The 22,696-nt window shown below is 46.1% G+C and carries 26 protein-coding genes; 18 read left to right on the top strand and 8 right to left on the bottom strand.

Translation table 11 applies throughout. The annotated features are described in order from the left end of the window. Window positions 1-63 precede the first annotated feature (63 nt). Window positions 64-501, top strand: coding sequence for a DUF2269 family protein (locus tag HQN90_RS16445; RefSeq protein WP_246362489.1), 438 nt, complete (start codon window positions 64-66; stop codon window positions 499-501). 4 nt (window positions 502-505) lie between these two features. Here the strand turns inward: HQN90_RS16445 and HQN90_RS16440 are convergent, their stop codons facing one another. The 3 genes from HQN90_RS16440 to HQN90_RS16430 form a co-directional block, all read right to left on the bottom strand. Continuing rightward, window positions 506-1,204 carry a class I SAM-dependent methyltransferase gene (locus HQN90_RS16440; protein ID WP_173220555.1) on the bottom strand — a complete coding sequence of 233 codons (699 nt, stop codon included), beginning with the start codon at window positions 1,202-1,204 and terminating at the stop codon, window positions 506-508. 150 nt (window positions 1,205-1,354) lie between these two features. Then, window positions 1,355-1,783: a threonine/serine exporter family protein gene (locus HQN90_RS16435; protein ID WP_173220553.1), complete on the bottom strand. Its 429-nt coding sequence runs from the start codon at window positions 1,781-1,783 to the stop codon at window positions 1,355-1,357. Beyond that, the gene (locus HQN90_RS16430) at window positions 1,780-2,559 is read right to left on the bottom strand and encodes a threonine/serine exporter family protein (protein ID WP_173220551.1); all 780 of its coding nucleotides are present in this window, start codon (window positions 2,557-2,559) and stop codon (window positions 1,780-1,782) included. The genes HQN90_RS16435 and HQN90_RS16430 overlap by 4 nt, the downstream gene beginning before the upstream one ends. Before the next feature lie 100 nt (window positions 2,560-2,659). On the opposite strand from HQN90_RS16430, the gene HQN90_RS16425 reads away from it, so the two are divergent. The 9 genes from HQN90_RS16425 to HQN90_RS16385 all read left to right on the top strand — a co-directional run bounded on the left by HQN90_RS16425 (window position 2,660) and on the right by HQN90_RS16385 (window position 11,494). Then, on the top strand, window positions 2,660-3,508 hold the full coding sequence (locus HQN90_RS16425; RefSeq protein WP_173220549.1) for an HAD-IIB family hydrolase: 849 nt from the start codon (window positions 2,660-2,662) through the stop codon (window positions 3,506-3,508). A gap of 38 nt (window positions 3,509-3,546) precedes the next feature. After that, window positions 3,547-4,092 carry a DUF1697 domain-containing protein gene (locus tag HQN90_RS16420; protein WP_173220547.1) on the top strand — a complete coding sequence of 182 codons (546 nt, stop codon included), beginning with the start codon at window positions 3,547-3,549 and terminating at the stop codon, window positions 4,090-4,092. Between the two features lie 5 nt (window positions 4,093-4,097). Continuing rightward, the gene (locus HQN90_RS16415; RefSeq protein ID WP_246362487.1) at window positions 4,098-4,547 is read left to right on the top strand and encodes a DUF6157 family protein; all 450 of its coding nucleotides are present in this window, start codon (window positions 4,098-4,100) and stop codon (window positions 4,545-4,547) included. 124 nt (window positions 4,548-4,671) lie between these two features. After that, window positions 4,672-5,427 (top strand): DUF2087 domain-containing protein, encoded by a 756-nt coding sequence (locus HQN90_RS16410; RefSeq protein WP_173220545.1) that lies wholly within the window; start codon window positions 4,672-4,674, stop codon window positions 5,425-5,427. Between the two features lie 10 nt (window positions 5,428-5,437). After that, the gene (locus HQN90_RS16405) at window positions 5,438-5,815 is read left to right on the top strand and encodes a GIY-YIG nuclease family protein (RefSeq protein ID WP_420851053.1); all 378 of its coding nucleotides are present in this window, start codon (window positions 5,438-5,440) and stop codon (window positions 5,813-5,815) included. A gap of 1,739 nt (window positions 5,816-7,554) precedes the next feature. Beyond that, window positions 7,555-8,190: a polysaccharide deacetylase family protein gene (locus tag HQN90_RS16400; protein ID WP_338042333.1), complete on the top strand. Its 636-nt coding sequence runs from the start codon at window positions 7,555-7,557 to the stop codon at window positions 8,188-8,190. Between the two features lie 262 nt (window positions 8,191-8,452). Beyond that, complete coding sequence (locus HQN90_RS16395; protein WP_173220543.1) at window positions 8,453-9,385, top strand: manganese-dependent inorganic pyrophosphatase; 933 nt, start codon at window positions 8,453-8,455, stop codon at window positions 9,383-9,385. A gap of 161 nt (window positions 9,386-9,546) precedes the next feature. Continuing rightward, complete coding sequence (gene msrB, locus HQN90_RS16390) at window positions 9,547-10,530, top strand: peptide-methionine (R)-S-oxide reductase MsrB (RefSeq protein ID WP_246362485.1); 984 nt, start codon at window positions 9,547-9,549, stop codon at window positions 10,528-10,530. Between the two features lie 70 nt (window positions 10,531-10,600). After that, a complete protein-coding gene (locus HQN90_RS16385; protein ID WP_338042332.1) occupies window positions 10,601-11,494 on the top strand; it encodes a multicopper oxidase family protein in 894 nt (297 codons plus the stop codon). 67 nt (window positions 11,495-11,561) lie between these two features. On the opposite strand, the gene HQN90_RS16380 is transcribed toward HQN90_RS16385, so the two are convergent. Both HQN90_RS16380 and HQN90_RS16375 read right to left on the bottom strand, forming a co-directional pair. After that, a complete protein-coding gene (locus HQN90_RS16380) occupies window positions 11,562-11,777 on the bottom strand; it encodes a hypothetical protein (RefSeq protein WP_173220541.1) in 216 nt (71 codons plus the stop codon). Window positions 11,778-11,860: 83 nt separating this feature from the next. Beyond that, a complete protein-coding gene (locus HQN90_RS16375) occupies window positions 11,861-12,751 on the bottom strand; it encodes a cation diffusion facilitator family transporter (RefSeq protein ID WP_173220539.1) in 891 nt (296 codons plus the stop codon). A gap of 237 nt (window positions 12,752-12,988) precedes the next feature. On the opposite strand from HQN90_RS16375, the gene HQN90_RS16370 reads away from it, so the two are divergent. From HQN90_RS16370 to HQN90_RS16360, 3 genes are all read left to right on the top strand, one after another. Continuing rightward, window positions 12,989-13,645 (top strand): serine/threonine-protein kinase, encoded by a 657-nt coding sequence (locus HQN90_RS16370; RefSeq protein WP_216855339.1) that lies wholly within the window; start codon window positions 12,989-12,991, stop codon window positions 13,643-13,645. Window positions 13,646-13,679: 34 nt separating this feature from the next. Further along, window positions 13,680-13,943, top strand: a complete 264-nt coding sequence (locus HQN90_RS16365; RefSeq protein ID WP_173220534.1) for an HPr family phosphocarrier protein — start codon at window positions 13,680-13,682, stop codon at window positions 13,941-13,943. Window positions 13,944-14,100: 157 nt separating this feature from the next. Beyond that, entirely contained in the window at window positions 14,101-15,135 is a 1,035-nt protein-coding gene (locus HQN90_RS16360; protein ID WP_173220532.1) for a Gfo/Idh/MocA family protein, read from the top strand. A gap of 542 nt (window positions 15,136-15,677) precedes the next feature. On the opposite strand, the gene HQN90_RS16355 is transcribed toward HQN90_RS16360, so the two are convergent. Next, complete coding sequence (locus HQN90_RS16355) at window positions 15,678-16,574, bottom strand: YitT family protein (RefSeq protein ID WP_173220530.1); 897 nt, start codon at window positions 16,572-16,574, stop codon at window positions 15,678-15,680. Between the two features lie 33 nt (window positions 16,575-16,607). Beyond that, window positions 16,608-16,973: a hypothetical protein gene (locus HQN90_RS16350; RefSeq protein WP_173220528.1), complete on the bottom strand. Its 366-nt coding sequence runs from the start codon at window positions 16,971-16,973 to the stop codon at window positions 16,608-16,610. 178 nt (window positions 16,974-17,151) lie between these two features. Here HQN90_RS16350 and HQN90_RS16345 point away from each other — a divergent pair, with 178 nt between their 5' ends. The 5 genes from HQN90_RS16345 (at window position 17,152) to HQN90_RS16325 (ending at window position 21,936) form a co-directional block, all read left to right on the top strand. Next, complete coding sequence (locus HQN90_RS16345; protein ID WP_173220526.1) at window positions 17,152-17,859, top strand: class I SAM-dependent methyltransferase; 708 nt, start codon at window positions 17,152-17,154, stop codon at window positions 17,857-17,859. 165 nt (window positions 17,860-18,024) lie between these two features. Beyond that, entirely contained in the window at window positions 18,025-19,947 is a 1,923-nt protein-coding gene (locus HQN90_RS16340) for a DUF2334 domain-containing protein (protein ID WP_173220524.1), read from the top strand. A gap of 41 nt (window positions 19,948-19,988) precedes the next feature. Further along, on the top strand, window positions 19,989-20,420 hold the full coding sequence (locus HQN90_RS16335) for an NUDIX domain-containing protein (protein ID WP_173220522.1): 432 nt from the start codon (window positions 19,989-19,991) through the stop codon (window positions 20,418-20,420). Window positions 20,421-20,540: 120 nt separating this feature from the next. Continuing rightward, a complete protein-coding gene (locus HQN90_RS16330; protein ID WP_173220520.1) occupies window positions 20,541-21,590 on the top strand; it encodes a YheC/YheD family protein in 1,050 nt (349 codons plus the stop codon). A 157-nt stretch (window positions 21,591-21,747) separates the two neighbouring features. After that, complete coding sequence (locus tag HQN90_RS16325) at window positions 21,748-21,936, top strand: hypothetical protein (RefSeq protein ID WP_173220518.1); 189 nt, start codon at window positions 21,748-21,750, stop codon at window positions 21,934-21,936. A gap of 33 nt (window positions 21,937-21,969) precedes the next feature. Here HQN90_RS16325 and HQN90_RS16320 read toward each other — a convergent pair whose 3' ends face one another. After that, entirely contained in the window at window positions 21,970-22,626 is a 657-nt protein-coding gene (locus tag HQN90_RS16320; protein WP_173220516.1) for a phosphatase PAP2 family protein, read from the bottom strand. Window positions 22,627-22,696 lie beyond the last annotated feature (70 nt).

The following is a 22,696-nucleotide window of genomic DNA, read 5'->3' as shown; positions in this document are numbered from 1 at the left end:
GCTCATCTTTGAATGGCCTCGGTAGAGGTTTTCTCAATTTTTTACATAGAATGGATGATGGTATTGAGTTGGTATGTTTGCCTTTTGTATCTCCATATTTTCAGTGTTGTATTAAGCATAGGGCCTTATTTTGTTTTATTCCCGCTGCTGGCCAAAATTCGTACCGCGCCTTTCGAGCAGCTGCCTGATTATCTCGAGCCGTTCCGTATCACGGTGCGTCTAACGAAGCATGCCGGTCATGTGCTTGTGGCAACCGGTATTATTCTTACATGGATAACGTCGTGGACGTGGGACACGTCTTGGATTGTTGTCACCGTGTTGATTATGGTCGCTTCCCTGTACTTTATTGCGCGCGCCTTTTCACCCCTGCTGCGCAAGCTCAAAGCGCCTCATGAAGATCGTAATGACTTGGTAAATAAGCTGCGCAAAGCGTTAATCTGGTATGTGATTATTACGCTCTCCATGATGTGGTTCATGGTGGCCAAACCGAACATATGGTAATATGCTACACGCTTGGTTTGCGAGCATACATGACGACGAAATTATAATATTTGTAGACGCAGTCGACGTCAATGAAACCACTGGTTCGCAGCCAATCCAGCTGCTGATCAAGGGGAGCCATCTTATCCAGCTTCGTTCTTTCGTAAGCGGCTTGCAAGGCTTCATAGCTTAAGTCGGTTGCTTCTATTTTGGCCTCCCAATCGGAACGGTAAAGCTGATCGAGAAAGGGGCTGCTGCCCAGCACTTGATCTGCGTTGACGAAAAGGCCGCCTGGCTTAAGCAGTTTATAAATGTGATCAAATAAGATTTGCTTCGCAGCATCCTCCAGATGATGGATGGAGAGGGCAGAGACGATACAGTCAAAAGGCTCAGAGCTTTCGAACGTACTGTAATCGCCGGTAAACATCGTTATGTTAGGTTGATTGTTTCCAAAACGAAGCTTGGCAACGTCAAGCATCCCCTGTGAAAGATCGATTAAGGTGAGTTTGGCGGCAGGATTTTGCTCAAGGATATAAGATGAGAAAAGTCCTGTACCGGCACCTAGGTCCAGTATTCGCGGCGCTGGCTGGTTGGTTTGAGCCAAAGCAGCGGCCGTCTGGTAGAAGTCGTCGAAACAGGGAATCAGCTTTCTTCGCTGGCTGTCATACTTTTCAGCTACTTCATTAAATTTCATCGTAATATTCTCATTTGACTGCTTATTCATGGATAGATCCACTCCGTTCTGCTGAATGCTTGCTTGGTTATGGAGTTCATTCTAACTGGAAAACGGTGAGAAATCTAAGACATAAAACCGATTATGTTTATAGGTATAAACTATAAGCGGGGTGCTGCCTATTGGGAAATAGGCGTTGGTTCATGCTTTAACACGTCGAAATAAATGATGGATGACTTCTGAGAAGACGAGACCGATAGCGATAGCACCGGAGAGCATAAACGCTTTTGCAGCCAGCTGTACGGCCAAATCGTAGTTATTGAGGACGACATTCCTCATAGCATCATAGGCTAAACCGCCGGGAACTAACGGGATAATCCCAGAGACGCTAAAGACGATGACAGGTGTTTTGTAGATTTTAGCGAAAAATTGGCTGACTACGGTAACGAAAAATGAAGCGATCAATGTAGCCAAAATGGGATTAAGGGGAATCAATTGACAAGATACGTACAGCATCCAACCCACCATACCCACGAAACCACACTGTATAAGCGATCGTTTGGGCACGTTGAAAAGGATAGCGAAAGCGGCTGTTGCGATAAAGCTCGTGAGGAGCTGCTGAAGCATCATCCCATCATTCCCTCCCCGCTATAAAAGGAAAGCACGAAAGCGATGCCGGCTCCAATGGCAAAAGCGGTTAAGAAAGCTTCTGCCCCTTTGGAAACGCCGGATACGAAATGTCCAGCCATTAAATCTCTTACCGCATTCGTGATGAGCAGGCCAGGGACGAGCGGCATAACGGAGCCGATGATGATGATATCCAGATCATGTCCCAGCTTGAGGGATACGAAGAGGAACGCCATCGTCCCAATGAGCAAGGAAGCCAGAAACTCGGCAAAAAACTTGATGGGCACTAAGCGGTGAAAATAGCCAAGGAATGCAAAGCCAGCACCACCGGCAACGAAAGCAGGCAGGAAATCTGACCATTTGCCTTGAAACATCATTAAGAAACAACCGCTGGCAATGGCTGCGGATAAGATTTTGATCCACGTCGGATATCCGGCTTTGGCAGCCTCGATCTCTTCCAGCAGCCGATAAGCCTCAGACGGGGCAAGCTCGCCTCTGCTGATTCGTCTGGAAATCGCATTCACGACCGTCACTTTATGCAGATCGGTAGAACGGGCGGAAATACGGATAAGGCGGGTCGTTTGCTCTGGACCATCAATAGAGAATATGATGCCGGTAGGCGTCACAAAGCTATGTGAGTTAGGAATGCCAAAGGCTTTGGCCACATGGCTCATCGTATCTTCAACGCGGTAGGTTTCGCCGCCATTTTCTAGCATAATTTTGCCTGCGAGTAAACAGACTTGCGCGATTTCGTAGTTGGTGCTGGAGGGATGCTCCATGATTATTGTTCACTCCTGCATAGATATTTGCCAAAAGTATACTATACCATGAAATCATAATAAAATTAATGGAGTCGGCATCGTCGAGAAGGAGAGTGTCATGAACAAAGCGATATATTTGACTGATTTAGATGGAACACTGCTGAGTTCTAATGCTACGTTGTCTGAATTTACGATCAGAGTGCTCAAAGACAGTTTGGAGGAAGGCGCGATCATTAGCTATGCTACGGCACGCAGCTATCAAAGCTCGAATGCGATTGTTTCACAAATTCCATGGATCTATCCATTGGTACTCTATAATGGCGCCTTGCTGTATGATCCTGTGCACAAAAGCGTGCTGGACGGATATTGGCTGGATCCTGAAACGACAAATGTGATTCTTCAGTTAGGCAGATCTCTCGGCATCATGCCGCTTTTGTTCGCACTGGATAAGGAGGATCAAGAACGTGTGTGGCATGAAAAGCTGTTCCGCACGGGAGATCTTGAATTCGCAGCTAGTCGGCCAAATGATCCGAGATTTCATGAAGTAGCTGAGCTCGAATGTCCGCAACATTTGCGGACGCTCATCATCACGTTTATTGGTCATCTCGATGAGCTTATCCCGTTGAAAAATGCCGTCATTACGGTGTTGGGGGAGCGGGTTCACCTTCATTTGATGAAGGACACGTATATCAAAGATCACTATTTCCTTGAGTTCAGTCATCCTTTGGCGAACAAACAGGAAGGCTTGCGGCTTTGGGCAGCCTATGTTGGATGTGCTGGTGTGGATGTTACTGTTTTTGGCGATAATTTAAATGATGTAGGCATGTTTCTTGCAGCAGGTACTAAAGTTGCTGTGGCGAATGCGCATCCAGATCTTTTGCTAATGGCAGATGAAGTGATTTCATGTAATGATCAAGACGGAGTAGCTGCCTACATCGCAGCGAAAAGCAAAGAAATATCAGGCTAATTGGTGTATAATGGAATCAAAAATAGTGAGGTTAGGGCATGCCAAGGTATATCGCACTTTTGCGCGGAATTAATGTAAGCGGTCAAAAGATCATAAAAATGGATAAGCTGCGAGATATTTTTGAGTCGATGGGTTATCAAAAGGTTATTACCTATATTCAAAGCGGAAATGTCATTTTCAATAGTGACGATGGTCAGGCTGAAGTCAGAGATCGTATTGTCAGCGAGCTGCTAAGTCAACTTAACTTCGACATTCCTGTTGTTATTCGTACCGTTGATCAGTTCAAAGAGGTTGTTAACCAAACACCGCATGCTGTCATAAAAACGGAAGAAAATGAATCCAGATATATCACCTTCCTATCCCAACTGCCATCGGCGGAACGTCTCGCTAAATTCGAATCCTTTCAAAATGAAGTGGACGAGTTCCGTGTCATAGGCTTAACTGTTTATTTGCTTATTCGTAAAAATTATGGGGAATCCAAATTCAGCAACAATTTTCTAGAGAAGAAATTAGGTGTAACGGCAACAACGCGTAATTGGGAAACCGTCAACAAATTGATTCTTCTGGCAGAAGAAGGAGGGTAATCCAGATGGCTTATGACGATGCGAAAATGAGTTATACCAATACCTTTATTCAGGTTTCGGCTGACTGTCCGGTTGAAATGGGCATTGTCCCAGCGATGAAAAAGGAAAGCAAAACCGCCCATTTAATCCAGTATGAGCTGCTGTCACAAAACCCGTATTCCTTTACACAAGGTGAGCTTATCTACCAAGTGCATGTGCAGCACAAGCAAATTCCGCCGGACGAAATTGAAGCTGGCGGCGAGGAAATCCGCGAAGCGCTTTTTGCCAAAAGTCATCCGTGCTTAAGAGCGTCCATGCTTCCGAAGAAATACGGCTGGGGCGTGCATTACAATGATGAGGGGAAAATAGCGATCTATCCCGTGGAATCTGAAGCGTATCAGCAGTTTATTGAAGCTGGCAGCCAAGGGACTGAAGGCCCCAAGCTATTATTTGCGATGCGCAATTCTCGAGGTTGAATTGAAAAGGAATGATCATGGAATCCTGAAATAAAGGGATTCTTTTTTGTGTTTAATTGACATTTTAATAAACGAAATAATATAATGTCTAGTATAATATAAACTTTTCCGAGGAGTGTTTGAATTGGAAATGTCAGAAAGGTTCTGGCAAGCCTCATTCGAGGAATGGAAGCGCGGCTACGTGCAGGCTGAAGATGACCATATTTGTTTGTTATGCGGCAAAAGAAGCGAAAAGGGTGTTATATATCCGGTAGATGAGCTTTTGTATGATGCTGAGCGGTATATGAAATGGCATATTGGGGAGGCCCATGGTTCGGTTTTTCAGTATTTGATCAGCCTAGACAAGAAACTGACCGGACTTACCGATCATCAGAATAGCTTGCTGAAGCTGTTCTACGAGGGAAAAAGCGACAGCGACATTCAAGAAGAATTGAGCATCGGGAGTGCCTCCACCATTCGTAACCATCGGTTTGGTTTGAAGGAGAAGGAACGTCAGGCCAAAGTATTTCTGGTGTTGATGGAGCTTTTGAAGGACAAAGACCAACATGCGCCTGCTTTTGTAGATATCCCAAAAACCGCCAAAATGGTGGATGAACGTTATAATATTACCGAAGATGAGAAAGCTAAAATCATCAAAAAATATTTCCCGAATGGCTCTGACGGTGAATTGCTCTCCTTCACACAGCAAGAAAAGCACAAAGTTGTAGTGCTGCGCGAAATTGCTAAACGGTTTGAACCGGATCACTTTTACAATGAACAAGAAGTTAATGAGATACTTGAACCGGCATTCCATGACTATGTCAAATTACGCAGATATTTAATTGAATATGGTTTACTCGATCGCGAACCTGACGGCAGCCAATATTGGTTAAAAGGATGATCGGAACAACATGAACAAAAAGGAGCCAGATGAAATGAACCGCAGGCAAGAACTACAGCTGCAATACAAAGAAACGAAGAAAGAAGCTGGGGTTTTTCAATTTCGCAACACAATCAACGACAAACGGTGGGTTGTAGGCACGAAAAATTTAAGAACGATGAACGGCAAGCGTCTTGAGCTTGAAATGGGGAATCACCGGAACAAACCGCTGCAGAAAGAGTGGAACGAATTCGGCAGTGATGCTTTCGTGCTGGAAGTACTAGAAGTGCTTGAAGTGAAAGAGACCGGCTACTTCGACGAAAACGATGCTCTGAAGAAGCTCGAAGACAAATGGCTCGAGGAGCTGCAGCCTTTTGATGACCGAGGCTACAACAAGCGCAAAGTGTGAGTGACCAAAGAGGTTGGGTGGCTGAGGCTGCTTGACCTCTTTTCTTGCGATAATAGAAAGAAACAACCACCTCTAGACACGGACGCTCCTCTTGGAATGGCCTTTAACTTGGAAAAGCAACTTGAAATGGAACTCAAGCCGCCGTGCAAACCGTAATGAAAATTCTGACGAGTGCCTTCGCGACCGCTACCTCCAACCTCGACCCCGAGCCAAAACCGAACCCCAAACCCCAAACCCCAAACCCCAAACCCCAAACCCCAAACCCCAAACCCCAAACCCCAAACCCCAAACCCCAAACCCCAAACCCCAAACCCCAAACCCCAAACCCCGACCCCGACCCCGACCCCGACCCCGACCCCGACCCCGACCCCGACCCCGACCCCGACCCCGACCCCGACCCCGACCCCGACCCCGACCCCGACCCCGACCCCGACCCCCACCCCGACCCCCACCCCGACCCCCAACCCCTCAACGAGCCTTTGCCGGAATCGCAACCAATTTCAACTTGATTGCATGTGCTGAAACGTCCAAAAAGTAGATCACCCCGCAAAGCAGAGCTGAGCCTGCCAAAAAAGCAGGCTCAGCAGATAAAAAGTAGCAACCCGCGACTGAGCCGCCGAAAAAGGCAGGCTCGGCACCAGAAAAAGCAGATCACCCCGCAAAATGAAGCTGAGCCTGTCAAAAAAGCAGGCTCAGCAGATAAAAAGTAGCAACCCGCGACTGAGCCTTCGAAAAAGGCAGTCTCGGCTCCAGAAAAAGCAGATCACCCCGCAAAGCAGAGCTGAGCCTGCCAAAAAAGCAGGCTCAGCAGATAAAAAGTAGCAACCCGCGACTGAGCCTTCGAAAAAGGCAGTCTCGGTTCCAGAAAAAGCAGATCACCCCGCAAAGCAGAGCTGAGCCTGCCAAAAAAGCAGGCTCAGCAGATAAAAAGCAGCAACCCGTTACTGAGCCGCCGAAAAAGGCAGTCTCGGCACCAGCAAAAGCAGATCCCCCCGCAAAATGAAGCTGAGCCTGCCAAAAAAGCAGGCTCAGCAGATAAAAAGTAGCAACCCGTGACTGAGCCTTCGAAAAAGGCAGTCTCCGCTCCAGAAAAAGCAGATCACCCAGCAAAGCAGAGCTGAGCCTGCCAAAAAAGCAGGCTCAGCAGATAAAAAGCAGCAACCTGTGACTGAGCCTTCGAAAAAAGCAGTCTCAGCACCAGAAAAAGCAGATCCCCCCGCAAAGCAGAGCTGAGCCTGCCAAAAAAGCAGGCTCAGCAGATAAAAAGTAGCAACCCGCGACTGAGCCTTCGAAAAAGGCAGTCTCGGCACCAGAAAAAGCAGATCCCCCCGCAAAATGAAGCTGAGCCTGTCAAAAAAGCAGGCTCAGCAGATAAAAAGTAGCAACCCGCGACTGAGCCGCCGAAAAAGGCAGTCTCAGCACCAGCAAAAGCAGATCACCCCATAAAACAGAGCAGATACGCCCAAAAATGTTAATTTTTGAGCTTGCGCGCATCTTCCGAGCCATTCTGCAAAAACTAAAGTGAAATGATGCCCATTTTTTGGAGAAGAGGTGACATGCTGATGATGTTAAAAAGGTGGCGGTTCACAACACCAACGAAGATCGCGACCATCGCCGCGATCTTCCTAGCATCCGTGGCGTGCTTCGCACACGCCACGTTATCCGCAGCCGAGACGCACGGGATCCAGATCCCCGTGCTGAACTACCACAGCATCGGGGTGGAGCCGGGGAACACCTATGTGCTCCCACCCGATGCCTTCGCGCGCCAAATGGCCTATTTGGCTGCGCAGCATTACACCCCGCTGACGCTGGGCGACTTCGTCCGCATCATCGATAAGAAGCAGCCGTCACCGCCGAAGCCCGTGCTGCTCACGTTCGATGACGGATACGCGAACAATGCCGAGGTGGCGATGCCCATCCTGCGGCAATACGGCTTTCCGGCGACGCTCTTCCTGTCGCCGGGCGCTGTTGGCCAGCCGGGCTACTTGAGCTGGCCGCAGGTGCAAGAGCTGAGCGCGGCGGGGTGGGACATTGCGCCGCACGGCATGACACATCCGCATCTGCCTAAGCTCAGCCGCGAGGAGCAGCGCGAGGAGCTTGCTGAATCGCGCCGAGTGATTGAACATAAGCTGGGGAAGCGAGTGGATGTTTTTGCTTATCCGTATGGCGAATATAACGCGGATACGTTGAAGCTTTTAAGTGAATTGGGGTACCGGTATGCCTTTACGATACAAGAGGGTTGGGCTTCATCCAACCAATCCCCATATAAGCTTAGGAGGCTGGTTGTACATGAGGAGGAGAGCCTTAAAGATTGGATACTAAGACTTCAACGCGCTGAAGACAAATCGGTACGTTTGAAGAAGGCGATGAGTTGATCGTGTTGAAGTGTTCTGAATGGCGTGCTATTTTGTTTTTGGCTGGCGTAGTCGGCAAGATGTTGGTTAGTCGGCCCTTTTTCCTCAAAATTACGCCTCGCAGCCTTGACAACACAAAGAGTGCTTTTAGATGACTTTTCGGTGAATTTATCTAATCCATACGAAAGCTTTGGTTTAGTAGTGGATATAACGAGATTTTTTAGTATAATCGTACATAGAGTTTATAATTCTCACTATACTATTTCGTTTAAGGAGTCTTATCATGTCAAAAACACTTATTTTCGGACATAAAAATCCGGACACAGATTCAATTACTTCAGCAATTGCTTACGCTGCATTGAAAACAAAACTAGGTCAAGAGGTTGAAGCTGTTCGTCTTGGCAGTGTGAATGGTGAAACGCAATATGCGCTTGACACGTTTAAAGTGGCAGCTCCTCGGCAAGTTGAGACTGTAGCTAATGAAGCTGAGAATGTTATCCTGGTTGACCATGTTGAGCGTCAACAAAGTGCATCAGACATCGATCAAGTACGTGTTGTGGAAGTTATTGATCACCACCGTATTGCTAATTTTGAAACAAGCCACCCACTTTACTACCGCGCTGAGCCGGTTGGTTGCACAGCGACCATCCTGAATAAATTGTACAAAGAAAATGGCGTATCTATTGATAAAGAGATCGCAGGTTTGATGCTTTCGGCCATCATTTCCGATTCCTTGTTGTTCAAATCTCCGACTTGCACGGAGCAAGATGTGGCGGCAGCTCGTGAACTTGCAGAAATCGCTGGCGTTAACGCGGAAACGTACGGTCTTGAAATGTTGAAAGCTGGAGCTGATTTGAGCGACAAAACAGTAGCACAATTAATCTCCTTGGATGCCAAAGAATTCCAAATGGGCAGCTACAAGGCTGAAATTGCACAAGTTAACGCTGTTGATGTGAACGACGTGCTCTCCCAACAAGCGGAAATTGAATCTGCTTTGAATGCTATCATTGCTGAGAAAAACTTAGACTTGTTCTTGTTCGTAGTAACAGATATTTTGAACAATGACTCCGTTGGTTTGGCACTTGGCCGCAAAGCGGATGCGGTTGAGAAAGCTTACAACGTAACCCTTGTAGACAATAAAGCGTTGCTTAAAGGTGTTGTCTCCCGTAAATCGCAAATTGTTCCTGTTCTTACAGACATTTTCAACAGCCTGTAAGTTAACGATTGGTGTAAGGGTGAACACCCTCAAGAATGACAGAAGATCACCCTCACTTTCTGAAAGTGGGGGTGATTTTCGTAAGTATGCCCCCGAGTTTTGGTTGTGCCGCAATCTTTTGGTATGATAGAGATGAGACTACAGAAAGAGGTGAGCAGGAAATGGTTAACAACATGCAGCAAGGAAGCTATGAGAAGGCGACATTCGCCGGTGGATGTTTCTGGTGTATGGTAACACCGTTCGAGGAACTGCCAGGTATTATATCTGTCGTATCCGGTTATATTGGCGGCCATACCAGCAACCCAACTTACAAAGAAGTGTGTTCGGAGACGACGGGCCATGCAGAAGCCGTTCAAATTACCTTCGATCCCGCTCTCTATCCTTATACAAAATTGTTAGATACTTTTTGGCGCCAGATTGATCCAACGGACGCAGGCGGTCAATTCCATGACAGGGGCTCCTCGTATCGAACAGCCATTTTTGCTCATACGGATGAGCAGAAGGAACAAGCGGAGGCTTCGAAACAAGCCTTGCAGGCAAGCGGCCGATTCGACCGTCCGATTGTGACGGAGATTGTTTCTATTGCGGCAGAAGCTTTTTACCCAGGGGAAGATTATCATCAGGATTATCACCACAAAAATCCACTTCGCTATAAGGCTTATCGGAAAGGATCCGGTCGGGACTCGTATATTGAGAAGCATTGGAATACGGAGCGGGATAAAGCTGAGCGCAAACAAAAGTTAACGCCTCTGCAATACGAAGTGACGCAAAATAATGCAACCGAGCGGCCGTTCGACAATGAGTTTTGGGACTCCCATGAGAAGGGGCTCTACGTGGACATCGTTTCTGGTGAACCGTTGTTCACATCTATCGATAAATTCGATTCCGGCTGTGGATGGCCTAGCTTTACCAAACCGTTATTTGCGGGGAATGTCAAAGAAAAAACGGATGTCAGCCATTTCATGGTTCGTACTGAAGTTCGCAGTCATGAGGGGGATTCCCATCTCGGACATGTGTTTAATGATGGTCCTGGGCCAAACGGGCTTCGCTACTGCATTAATTCGGCAGCACTCCGCTTTATTCCGCTTGAAGAGCTTGAGAAGGAAGGCTACGGTGTTTACCTGCAATTTTTTGAAGAGAAGTAAAACACGCATAGGGTAAGTCCTCCCATCAGGCGCATACACTTAATCATGGATCTTTAGAGCGGGAGGTTTGATGTTCATGGTGGTATCGCCGGATATAAAGGATCTTCCCTATGTGCTTCATCGTGGTGTAAAGTGCTTTGAATTGGTTGCCGAGCCTGTTGAACGAGAATTATTGCCTGGCGTATTCATGAAAGGCTGGGGATACAACGGGAGCATTCCAGGACCAACCATCAGGGTTCTGCCTGGAGATTGGGTAACGATTCGCGTGCGCAATCAGTTGCCGGAGGCAACCAGTGTTCATTGGCATGGTCTGGATGTACCGAATCGCATGGATGGGGTTCCCGCTGTGGAACCTTCGCCTTACATTGGTCAAGGTCAGTTTTATGACTATCACTTTCAAATTGTGAACCCGCCAGGTACGCATATGTATCATACGCATGTGGATACGGTTTATCAGGAATTAATGGGATTAGGCGGGGGCTTCATCATTGAAGACCCATATGAATGCACGGTACAGAAGGATTATTTCATCATGCTCCAAGAATTTTATTTAACGGGAATGGTGAAGGGAGAGGTGCAGAAAGGGCATTTTGAGCTGGAGACGATGACGGACTCATTTAATTTCTTCACGATGAATGGCCGCTGCTTTCCCCATGTATCGCCACTTCCCGTTCAGTATGGAGAGGAAATGCGCGTGCGATTTGCCAATATTGGGATGAACGCGCATCCGATCCATTTGCATGGTCATCAGTGCTGGATTTCTGCTATTGATGGCAATGAAATCCCTGCTTATAATCGCCAATTGCGCAATACGGTGCTTGTGCCTAGCGGAGTCACGCTGGATATTGAGTTTACTGCCTTAAATCCAGGTGTTTGGCCGCTTCACTGTCACATGCCGCATCATACCTCTAATAATATGACGAGGGCAACAGGCGGAATGTTTACTACGATTCGATATGTTTAAAAAGTGAAAAGACGCAAACACGGAGTCGATTCCGGGGTTGCGTCTTTTTACATTAGGCATGTTAAATTTAGGTTTGATTGACCACATACAAAATTAAAGCAAGTACGCCAAGAGCAATGGCTACTACGTAGAAGAGTGTAAGACGGGACCAATTTCCCTTTGTTTTATTATCGTAATCGGGATTGCCGACTTTGTTGGCTCGTGAGTTTCCTATGAGCACAGTAAACAAGACGCCAGCGATTAAAATGATCGAAAAGATGATGTAATACACATTGCTTGCCATGCCAGCACCGCTTTCTGATCTTTTTTACGTTTATTTTCATCATTATAGACGAAATGTTTGGGAAAACAAAATGGACGCGGACATTATTCCTTGTACCAAGGGTTCAAGTGGATGAGTACTTCATCAACGTCCTGGTGCTGCTCCTTGATCGACTCCTTGATGGCGCGAGTAATATCATGACCTTGCTGAATCGTTAGTTCGCCTGGAATAGATACTCTGGCATCAACCAAAATGTAATGGCCATGTTCTCTCGCCCGAATACGATCAATTCGTTTGACCTGAGGGATGGCTTGAATTAATTGACTGTATTGGAACAGCTTCTGCTGATCGACTGTTTTCTCCATGAGAATATCGAAGGATTCCTTTCCCATCTCAACACCCAAGCGTAGAACTAATAACGAAACAATAATACCAGCGGCTGCATCGCCATAGGATAACCAGTGAATGCCATAGGATTTGCCGATAAAAGCTAAGCCAATCCCAACTACGGCTGCTAACGACGCGTAGACATCGGCTAAATGATCTTTGGCGGTGGCGATGAGTCCTTTGCTGCTCGTTGCTAGTCCGATCCGCATCGTGTAAACATAAAGCACGTATTTCCAGATCATCGATAGGAAAGCGGCAATAAGTGCAATGTAACTTGGTGAGAGCGGTTCGTGAAAAAAGGCAGCTGTGGCATGATAACCAATATAAAGTGCTGCTAATACAAGAATAAAAGCGACAAATCCTGAGCCCAGTACTTCTGCTTTGCCATGGCCATAGGGATGGTCTTCATCGGCAGGAAGCTTAGAAATACGCATGGCACTAAGTGCTGCAACTGTGGCAATGATGTCACCGGCATTATGGACGCCATCGGCTAATAAAACCTCACTTTGAAAGATGAGACCGATAATAATCTTCATAATGGTAAGAATGATGTTGCTGATGAGCGATAGCCAGATCGCCCATACGGATGATTTGTTGTTGCTGTTCATCAATGATGACCTCCTACAGAAGTGTTTCCCCAAGGAAAAAAAATCCCTTGACCAAGGGTCAAGGGATTAGCTTCATTTTTATATGGGAATAGGAATCTAGTACAAAATAATAGGGCATATTCAACACTTCACTTTACACAAATATCTTTGTATAATACCACACATAGTAGAAATTAACAAACCATGATGCAGCTGTCTAGAAATTAGATAAACCTCATGGGGGAGGACAAGAAGGAAATGCTGAAGCCGTGGCTGATCGAAATTCAACATCATTTGCTGCCTAATTTGGAGATTCATAGCGAAGATCCCTTTGAACCGATTGTCGTTCATGTGTACCCGAAGCCATGGCGGCTTGTAGGTTCCGGGAATTATGCAGCAGTTCTGATGCATCCTAGTTATCCCGATGTCGTTGTCAAAGTGTATGCACCCGGAAGACCTGGCATCGAAGAAGAGATAGAAGTATACAAACGGATAGGAAAGCACCCGGCATTCTCAGAATGCTTGCATGCAGGAGAGAACTTTTTGGTGCTTCGCCGCTTAACGGGAGTAACGTTATACAACTGTTTGCAGCGCGGGCTTGCGATTCCACGGCAAGTCATCACAGATATCGATCAAGCGCTTGACTACGCAGTAAGTCGTGGCCTCAACCCACATGATGTTCATGGGAAAAATGTGATGATGCTGGATGGACGGGGGCTTGTCGTCGATGTGTCTGATTTTATGAAAACCGAATATTGTCCTATGTGGGATGATTTGAAGAATGCCTATGACCGTTTCTATTATCCTTGGGTACGCGGGATGCGCATCCCCGGATTTGCTTTGAATGTGGTTAGAAAAAGCTACCGCAAATGGAAGAGGTTTCGCAGGGCACGCGGCACCAGTCGTTCCGTGTAGGAGCAAACATTCTATATACGAGGAAGGTATGACTATGAGAGTTCATGAATTTATCATTGGACGGGACTTGCAGCGCAGTGATTTGTCCGAGATTTCAGCGAAATCATCTCATTTTATTTCGGATATTACGATTGATTTCGAGCTTGAGCATAAATCGTTTCACGTGGATGTGAAAAGCTTGCTCGGCATGCTTCTTGTTCCAATCAAAGCAGGTACGTCCATTCGTTTGTTGACGAGGGGCAAGGATGAGGAAGAGGCGATGCACTTCATATTTGCGCTCTTCGAATCGTATCGGTGAAAGGCATATGACACAATATTTGACCTTAAAAGCACAAGATTGGATAGAGATTGTACATTCAAAAAGGGATAAAATGAGTTTGTGAAGCTTGTTGTACACCATTTAGGAATGATACAGAAAAAGCCAAGCTAAGGTTGACATTGAAGGAGTGTGCAGGATGAGTAAATATCGCGTCGTCGTCGTGGGCTGCGGCGGCATGGCAAGAGTATGGGTTGAATATATGTTGAAGCGTGAAGACAGCGTCATTACAGCATTAGTAGATATCAAGACGGAATTCGCACAAGCGATGGCGGATCGCTACGGCTTAACTTGCGGGGTATTTACGAATTTGGAGCAGGCGATTCAAGAAACTGAAGCCAATCTTGTGCTGGATATCACCATTCCTGATAGCCATTTCCAAGTGTGCACAACCGGACTGCGTCTAGGCTGCAATGTTTTCGGAGAGAAGCCGATGGCAGCAACGATGGCGGAAGCGCGAGAAATTGTACAGCTGGCGGAGCGAACGGGGAAATCTCTCTCCGTTATGCAAAACCGCCGCTATTTGGCCAATATTCGCGCCATGCGGGACCTCATTACGGCGGGCACGATTGGCCGCGTCGGATATGTGGGCGCCGATTTCTTCATCGGCGCCCATTTCGGAGGCTTCCGCGATGCGATGGACAGCCCGCTTATTCTAGACATGGCGATCCATACGTTCGATCAGGCGCGCTTTATAACAGGGGCAGACCCCGTGTCGGTGTACTGCCAGGAATTCAACCCGCCCGGCTCCTGGTATGCGGGCAATGCCTCGGCGATATGCATCTATGAGATGTCAGACGGCTCTGTGTTCTGCTACCGCGGCTCTTGGTGCGCCGAAGGTATGCCGACCTCTTGGGAGTCGGCGTGGCGCGTAACAGGCGAGCAGGGCTCCGTCCTGTGGGACGGAGAAAGCGCTCCTTACGCCGAGATCGTCACCGCCGGCGATCAAACGGGCAAATTTATCCGCGATTGTACGAGAGTGGAAGCGGATGTGAACTGGACCGGCAGCAGCGGCCATGCCGGCTGTTTGGATGAGATGTTCTTGGCGCTGGAGCAAGGCCGCCCGGCCGAGACGGACTGTCGTGACAACATCAAGAGCATGGCGATGGTATTGGGCGCTATTGAAAGCGCCAAGCTTGGGCAAAAGGTTGATTTGCGGGATTACTGGAGATAAGTGGCAAACCCAGCTGCGCGAAAATGGAGCTGTCCCAAATACCAAGTTGGGGTTTAAGCTTAGATAGTGTGAAGAGGACTACTTTGCACCTTCATGCGGGATTTTTGTGTGTTTCTAGTTTGGTTGGGACCTAACGGAAAACCTGCGAAAGTGCAGGGATTTGCGGGTGGACGGGGTTAAAAAGTGGGAATGCCTGCAATTGTGCAGGCATTTTCAGTAAATCCAGTCTATCAGCCGGAATAAGCTTCAAAAAGATGCACAAACGCAGGAATTTCATGATTGGGGCTATTCCAAGCCTCCAAAAGATGCACAATTGCAGGAATTTCATGATTGAGGTCAAAAAGATGCACAATTCGGGGGTATACCAGTATCACTAGAGCAGGATAACATCAAGCCAATGAGCAAGGTGACGGAAAACGAGCGCCAACATGAGCTTTGAAGGCGGTTTTCTTGCACATAGAAAAAGGAGCTGCCCTCAAGTAGGTTTACCTACTTATAGGACAACTCCTTTTTGAATTTTCATCTGCAAATCAAAGGCCGATTTAGTGAATATCTTTCTTCTTGAATCTTCCGCCCTTGACATCATGGATGTTCCCGATAGCCAGGAATGCCCGCGGATCCAGTTCGTCAACGATGGATTTTAATTTGGCTTCTTCAAGGCGGGTGATGACGCTGAAGATTACTTTTTTGTCATCGCCGGTAAAAGCGCCTTCGCCTTTCAGGTAGGTAACGCCGCGGCCCAAACGGTACGTGATGGCTTCTCCGATGGTTTCGTATTCATCGCTGATAATCCACACGGATTTGGATTGGTCCAGTCCTTCAATGACGATGTCAATCATTTTGAAAGCGATGAAGTAAGCAATCAGCGAGTACATGGCATGATCCCAGCCAAATACGAAGCCTGCGCTTCCTAGGATGAAGAAGTTGAAGAACATGACGATTTCACCAACAGAGAATGGTGACTTTTTGCTGATCAAGATCGCGACAATTTCGGTTCCATCCAAGGAACCGCCTGATCGAATGACAAGCCCGACACCAATACCTAAGATGATACCTCCGAAAACAGCGGCTAATAACGGATCAATCGTTATGGCTTGAACGGGGTGCAGCAAGTAAGTGCCAACCGACATCAGTATGACCGAAAATAAAGTGGATAAGGCGAATGTCTTACCGATTTGTTTGTAGCCCAAAAGCAAGAAAGGCAAGTTCAGCAAAATTAAAAATATACCTAGCGGGAAATGCGTTAAATGAGCGAGGATAATGGATATCCCGACAATTCCGCCGTCGATGATGTTGTTGGGGACCAGGAAAATTTCCAGTCCAACAGATACTAAGCCAGATCCGAGAATCATGAATAGGATTCTTCGCAGAAATTTGGAGCGAGTTAATTTGCGATGTTGGGAGCTTGCGTGTTCTGCTCCGGATAATGTGTTTGACATGTAGGTTCCTCTTTCCCTAATTCAATTCTTTTTCTAGGTCGAAAAATAATGAATGAGGCCCGTATAACCCGAAACGAATTTGAGAAAGGCGAGGAGTATTTCTTTTAGTCGCAGCCATATTTTGGATAAGATATAAACAATAAAAATGACAAAAACGGTGATATCATATTGGGCGAAAAAATCGTTCAGCCATCGAATTTTATCGATATGCTGGAAAAATGTTTTTTTGGTTAGTGAATGTTCTTGTATGCTCAAGACTTGAGTCGTATTCGCCAGTACAAGTATCTCGTTATCCGATGAGAAATGATGGGAAATCGGTGGTGTCAACGGAAAAATAAATAAACCGAGGATGATCCAAACCAAGATTTGCCACTGATACTTTCGTAGAAAAAGACGCAAGGAGTATCCCCTCCTGATCCTAACTTTGAACCAAATTTGCTTGAATTGTAGCATTTCAACTTGTCAGAGTCAAACCTTGCAAAAGGTTTTTTCACTCTTGACCGTTCTTTATTTCATCGCTTGACCTTAACGTAAGGTTAAGGTTTATCGTTAGGGAATAACAAAGGAGGTCATGAAGATGTCAAGAGAAACTGAAATTTATCAAGATAATACGCATACGTACGATGAATTAATTAGCAAGCAGCCAACTTTAGATAAGGTAGTCAACGGTATAAGACCTTATCATCAACTGGATGTTGTGGATTTGGGAGCAGGAACGGGAAGATTCGCTTTATTTCTGGTGGAGCAAGTCAATTCACTACTGTGCTTGGATAATGCGCAGCCAATGTTGGCAGTATTAGAAGAAAAGCTAAGCCAAACCGCTTATACGAACTGGCAAACGATGGTTTCAGACCACAGAAAGCTGCCGATTGCGGATAACAGCAAGGACTTGGTTCTAGCCGGGTGGACATTAAGTTATTTAGCTAGCTCGAGTCTGGACAACTGGGAGCATAATTTGGAGCAAATGATGGCGGAGATGACAAGAATTCTTCGTCCGGATGGCACTGTCATCATCTTTGAAACGTTGGGTACTGCCGTTACAAGTCCAACCAAACATGATTATTTAACTTCTTATTATGATCTGTTGGAAAGCAAATATGGTTTTGAACATTCGTTTATTCGTACTGACTATACCTTCCATGATATGGATGAAGCTGTTCGGCTTACTTCGTACTTCTTTGGGGCAGAAATAGCGAAGCGAGTAGAAGAAAATGGTTGGCATATCGTACCAGAATTTGCCGGTATTTGGGTTAAACATAAGGGGTTGGAAGTAAAAATGGATTAATCATTTTTTTGAGAGGAATTTGTGTTAGCAATCACCAAATAATATCGTAATAACGTATAATAGACAATTTCATAAGAGTATAGTCCAATTGAACTATAGCCATACTTATGATTTCGTTTATTCATCAAATCAATGGTCCAGCAGCTTTGGGGGGAGATTGCTTGTATGTGGACTTTCATACAAAAAAATACGTGGTTTCGATATGTGATTGCTGGCATGGTCTCTTTTGGATTATTCCTAGGTTTATATCACATCATGACGGTTGAAGGGGCAGATAACAATCCGCGGTTCATGATGATTCGGTTGGAAGACATCGGACCTGGCGGTTATTATAGTACGCTCGAAGGCATCGGCAAGTTGAGAGCGGTCCTCTCCTATTTAAATGAGCAGAACGTGCATTACAGTCTGGCTGTCATCCCAAGGTGGAAGAATATAATGCCCGACGGGACCCGGTATGATCGCTCGATTGATCAGTTGGATAATAGCTATATTCAGTCGTTTGACAAGGTTCTTGGAGAAGCCGCTCAGTCCAACGGTACAATCGGCATGCATGGCTATACGCACCAAGTCGGGGATGAGCGCCGTGAAGATGGACATCAAGCTTCTGGCATTGGCAACGAGTTCAATGTTCCTGATGTGCCGGAGACGATGACGGCTGCATTCGCGCTGAACCGAGTCAAGGAAGGGCTGTTGCGCTTCCAAGCTGCCGGATTTACGCCTCATTTCTGGGAAGCGCCTCATTATCATACAACACCAGAGCAGGATAAGGTATTCCGATCTTATTTTGGGCTCCAGTATCAGCCGGATACGAATATCAACTCGAATCCGCCGTTTGCCCAATATGAGAATGTGATCAATACGAGCAATGGAATTCCATCTTTTGGGAATGTATACGTGCCAACTACGCTTTCTTATATCCCGAGCGGTAAGGATGAGAAATTTATTTTGAATCAGTTAGGTAAAATAGAGCGAATCAACTCTTTTTTCTATCATCCTTTTTTGGAATTTAGTCATTTGGAGCCTGTATTGGATGAATGGGGAAGCCCAGTTGTCAAAGACGGTATTCCCGCATATCAGTACATGCATGATAACAAAAGTGTCTTGCAAAAGTTGATCACACAACTGCATCAAAAGGGCTATCCATTTTACTCGATTCACGATTATATTCCTTTTACGCCTGCTCAGCGACTGAAGATAGGAAGTGCCAAGTCGACGTTGGTTCAGGTCGGTCATGTAACGGGAAGAAGTGAAGCTGATATTGTATCTTGGGATAAGAAAACCGGTAATATCGCGGTAACACAAGGGAAGTTTTCGGCTATCCGCAATGAAAGCCAACCAACACCGCAGACAGCCGCCACAATTCCTTATGTCGATGGCTCGGCTTTTGCCTTAAACAGTCGCGACAATAAGCGTAAAGAAGGGCTTTGGGTAGTTACACCAACTGGGAAGCTTGAAGCGTATTCATCATCGGCCAATGGGTTTACGAAAAAGCAAAGCTGGAAAATTCCTGCCAACCGTTGGTATGATCTATATGAGCTGCGCCAGCCAAATGGAGATTGTATCCTTGCCGGACAGTCTATAGACCGCAGTCAGCTTCTTGGCGTTTATGTGCACGGGAATGAAGTGAAGGCTATCAAGCCCTATACGTTCCGAACCAGCTCTTCCCGAGATCTGATCGTTAGAAATGTCAAGAAGCAAGATCGGCAAAGCTTATTATTATTTAAAGAAAATACGTCGCAAGGCGTGGAGTTTGAGCTGGATAAAACAGCTATGCAGTGGAATCTAAATAAAGTGTTCTTAGATATTCCTGAGGAGCTTGGCAATATCCGATTTGGTGATTTTAACGGCGATGGCAAAGAAGATGTTTTACGCTATGATGCGAAAAATATGACCAGCCGCGTGTACCAAGCAACAGCGGAGAATGAGTATCAACTGCTGTCCGTGTTTGGACCGTGGGGCAAAGCGAATGGACGTATAGTTGTCGCGGATTTCGATGGCAATGGGAAAGATGATATGGCCAGGTTTCCCAGCGATGATGCTTTTCTCGATGTTGCGTTGTCGTTTCAAAGCCAGAATGCCAAGGAATAGGATTTTCAAGTGGAAAGGGCACTCAGTCAGGGAGGAAGAAAGTGAGAGCACCGATTTTGTATGGGTCCGTCCATGTGTTATTTTATCGGGACGAAGAGGTTTTATTGTTAAAACGGCAAAACACCGGTTTCCAAGACGGGATGTGGAGTGTTGTGGCCGGCCGAATGGATGGCAATGAAGAGGTCGTATCAGCTGCGATCAGGGAAGCCAGAGAAGAAGCGGGTGTGGTCATCCAACCAACGGAAATTGAAGTCATCGGCGTAATGCACCGAAAAAACACATCCTCCGAATGGGTAGATTTCTTCCTAATCGCTCATCGCTGGCAAGGAGAAATAAGGAATGAAGAGCCTGAAAAATGTGAGCAGTTGAAGTGGTTTCCTGTGAATGAGCTGCCAAGTGAGATGATTCCTTACATTCGTATTGCTCTGGAGAAGGAATCACGAGGCGTTTGGTTTGAGAGTATAGGGTGGTAATAGAGCTATTTGCGATGAAAAGGACTGCATCCGTGCAGTTCTTTTCTCATTTCATTCGGACCAGGAGGACTGCGACTGCATACAGTGATAAAGATGATCCTATTTGGTGAAGGTGATAACGTGCGTAATGTGGTCGGCATTCTTCTGGATCGAAAGACGTACTTAGGTATTCCCAGTCAGCAAACTGGCTATGAACGCATCGATCTTTACAATAAAGCAGCTAAGAAACTAGGGATGACGCCCTTTTACATGTGTTTGCCGCAGATAAGCGGGAAGTCCTCGCTAGGTTTCCTCTATGAGAATAAAAAATATCGGCTGGTTCGAATGTCGCTGCCCAAAGTAACGCATAATCGTGCTATGTCGCTGACGTCTTATTTGACAAAAAAGTTATCTATGCTTTCAAGAAGCAGCAAGGTGTTCAACGAGCAAAATCGATACGATAAAATGCGCATTTACAAGCTGCTCGAAGCACAAGAGTCTGTCAGAGCGTATTTGCCTCTCTCGATGGCTTACGCCCCCAAACGGTTAGTGAAGGCGATGAGTCACTACTCATCTCTGTTCATTAAGCCGACGAATAGCAGTATTGGCAAAGGGGTTATTCAACTAACACGCAAAGACGATGAGAATTGGCAGCTTTGTTGGAGCAATAAGAAGCCAGCAGTAGTCAGCGAGACGAAGGCGATCGCTTTTATTCGTGAAAAGGTGGGCTCCCAAAGGTATATGATTCAAAAAGCGATCGCTCTTGCCAAGTATCGTGGAAGACCTTATGATCTTCGGGTGTCGGTCCAGCGCGGAGACGAAGGGAAATGGCAAGTGAACGGCATTGCAGGAAAAGTAGCCGCAGCAGGACGTCACGTCACGAACTTGGCTAAAGGCGGAGCAGCGAGAAATTGTGAGGATTTATTTCGAAGCAGCGGATTCGATCCCGCTCGGATGAAGAAATCGATTGAACAAGCTTCGCTGCTTATAGTAGAAAGCTTAGCGCGGCGAATTCCTCAAGTGGCTGATGTGGGCTTAGACATTGGTGTTGACGAACAAGGCCGTATCGGATTAATTGAGGTCAATTGCAGGGATCAGAGGTATGAATTTAAAGAGCTGAAAATGAATGAATCATTTTATAAAACGTATGAAACCCCTATGAAATATGCCAAATATCTGATGAAGAAATGAACTTATGGAAGATCAGCCCTAAGACACTAGGGCTTTCTACATAGTAAAAGCCGGAGAAATGGGGCGTACCCCTATTTTAATTAGCTTATTCATCTAGGTCACAAGATGCCTGACGCGAATATACTTAACTATGGCGTTGTAAAGGTGGTATTTGATAGTGAAAAGAGTATTAGTGATCAAAATGAATTTATTGCCCTGGTACAATGAGTTAGATGATTATTTAGAAATCGAACATCCGGCGTTCCCAGAGCTTGTCCGTGAACGGATTACGAAGTTCGGACTTTATACGATTGTTAGCATTAGCCGTTATGAAACTCGGTTAAGAGAGGTAAGCTCTGAATCTTAATAAGAGGCTGTCTACTAAGTGAGACAGCCTTACCTATTTGGATTGCCTAGAATAGGCCCGATATTCTTTGTACCATTGAAACAGCCAAACGGCTAAGGTGAAGCAGAACCCGCTTGCCAAATATCCGCCAAATATATCACTAGGATAATGCACGCCTAGGTAAATTCTACTTGTCCCAATACAGAGAATCATTAAGCTGCTTAGGATGATTAAGCTGATTCTGCCTGTGCGGGTAGCAATATGACGCCATAGGAGAAAGGCAAGTGAAGCGTAGAGCGCGAAGGCTGCCATCGAGTGTCCGCTCGGGAAACTATAGCCCGTTACTTCGATAAGCCGATGCAGATCTGGTCTTTGCCGAACAAAATATTGCTTAAGCAGTTGATTGATAATGCCGGTCGCGCTCATCATGACCAGAAGGAAAATCAGTTCCAACCGGTGATGAAGCACAAAGTACAGGAAAAGAGCGGCCGCAAGTGTAATGACGACCACCATCGTAGTAGAGCCAATGAAGGTGAAAATTTTCATAAACGATGTAATTCCCGGAGATTCTAAACCTTGAATGAATGAGATGATGGATTGATCGAACTGGGCGATCCAATGTCCTTTGATCATAGATGCAACTAAGATGAAGCAGCAAAGCGATAAAAGGCTAAGCAGAAGGACAATTGTAAATTTTAGTTTTGGGCTCATGTTTGTTCACCTATCCATATGATTATTTACAATAATTTAACATATCAATAGTATAACAATCCCTAGCTTC

This window comes from Paenibacillus alba, from assembly GCF_013204855.1.
GTDB lineage: Bacteria > Bacillota > Bacilli > Paenibacillales > NBRC-103111 > Paenibacillus_E > Paenibacillus_E alba.
Note: the sequence above shows the minus strand (reverse complement) of the source record. Positions and strands in the feature narration are given on the sequence as shown.

Coding starts and splice junctions, on each gene's coding strand:
- HQN90_RS16415 (WP_246362487.1), top strand. CDS start 4,098: ATGGCTTATGACGATGCGAAAATGAGTTATACCAATACCTTTATTCAG.
- HQN90_RS16365 (WP_173220534.1), top strand. CDS start 13,680: ATGAGAGTTCATGAATTTATCATTGGACGGGACTTGCAGCGCAGTGAT.
- HQN90_RS16355 (WP_173220530.1), bottom strand. CDS start 16,574: ATGTCAAACACATTATCCGGAGCAGAACACGCAAGCTCCCAACATCGC.
- HQN90_RS16320 (WP_173220516.1), bottom strand. CDS start 22,626: ATGAGCCCAAAACTAAAATTTACAATTGTCCTTCTGCTTAGCCTTTTA.
- HQN90_RS16380 (WP_173220541.1), bottom strand. CDS start 11,777: ATGGCAAGCAATGTGTATTACATCATCTTTTCGATCATTTTAATCGCT.
- HQN90_RS16425 (WP_173220549.1), top strand. CDS start 2,660: ATGAACAAAGCGATATATTTGACTGATTTAGATGGAACACTGCTGAGT.
- HQN90_RS16395 (WP_173220543.1), top strand. CDS start 8,453: ATGTCAAAAACACTTATTTTCGGACATAAAAATCCGGACACAGATTCA.
- HQN90_RS16405 (WP_420851053.1), top strand. CDS start 5,438: ATGAACAAAAAGGAGCCAGATGAAATGAACCGCAGGCAAGAACTACAG.
- HQN90_RS16340 (WP_173220524.1), top strand. CDS start 18,025: ATGTGGACTTTCATACAAAAAAATACGTGGTTTCGATATGTGATTGCT.
- HQN90_RS16430 (WP_173220551.1), bottom strand. CDS start 2,559: ATGGAGCATCCCTCCAGCACCAACTACGAAATCGCGCAAGTCTGTTTA.
- HQN90_RS16375 (WP_173220539.1), bottom strand. CDS start 12,751: ATGAACAGCAACAACAAATCATCCGTATGGGCGATCTGGCTATCGCTC.
- msrB (WP_246362485.1), top strand. CDS start 9,547: ATGGTTAACAACATGCAGCAAGGAAGCTATGAGAAGGCGACATTCGCC.
- HQN90_RS16435 (WP_173220553.1), bottom strand. CDS start 1,783: ATGATGCTTCAGCAGCTCCTCACGAGCTTTATCGCAACAGCCGCTTTC.
- HQN90_RS16420 (WP_173220547.1), top strand. CDS start 3,547: ATGCCAAGGTATATCGCACTTTTGCGCGGAATTAATGTAAGCGGTCAA.
- HQN90_RS16370 (WP_216855339.1), top strand. CDS start 12,989: ATGCTGAAGCCGTGGCTGATCGAAATTCAACATCATTTGCTGCCTAAT.
- HQN90_RS16345 (WP_173220526.1), top strand. CDS start 17,152: ATGTCAAGAGAAACTGAAATTTATCAAGATAATACGCATACGTACGAT.
- HQN90_RS16360 (WP_173220532.1), top strand. CDS start 14,101: ATGAGTAAATATCGCGTCGTCGTCGTGGGCTGCGGCGGCATGGCAAGA.
- HQN90_RS16385 (WP_338042332.1), top strand. CDS start 10,601: ATGTTCATGGTGGTATCGCCGGATATAAAGGATCTTCCCTATGTGCTT.
- HQN90_RS16440 (WP_173220555.1), bottom strand. CDS start 1,204: ATGAATAAGCAGTCAAATGAGAATATTACGATGAAATTTAATGAAGTA.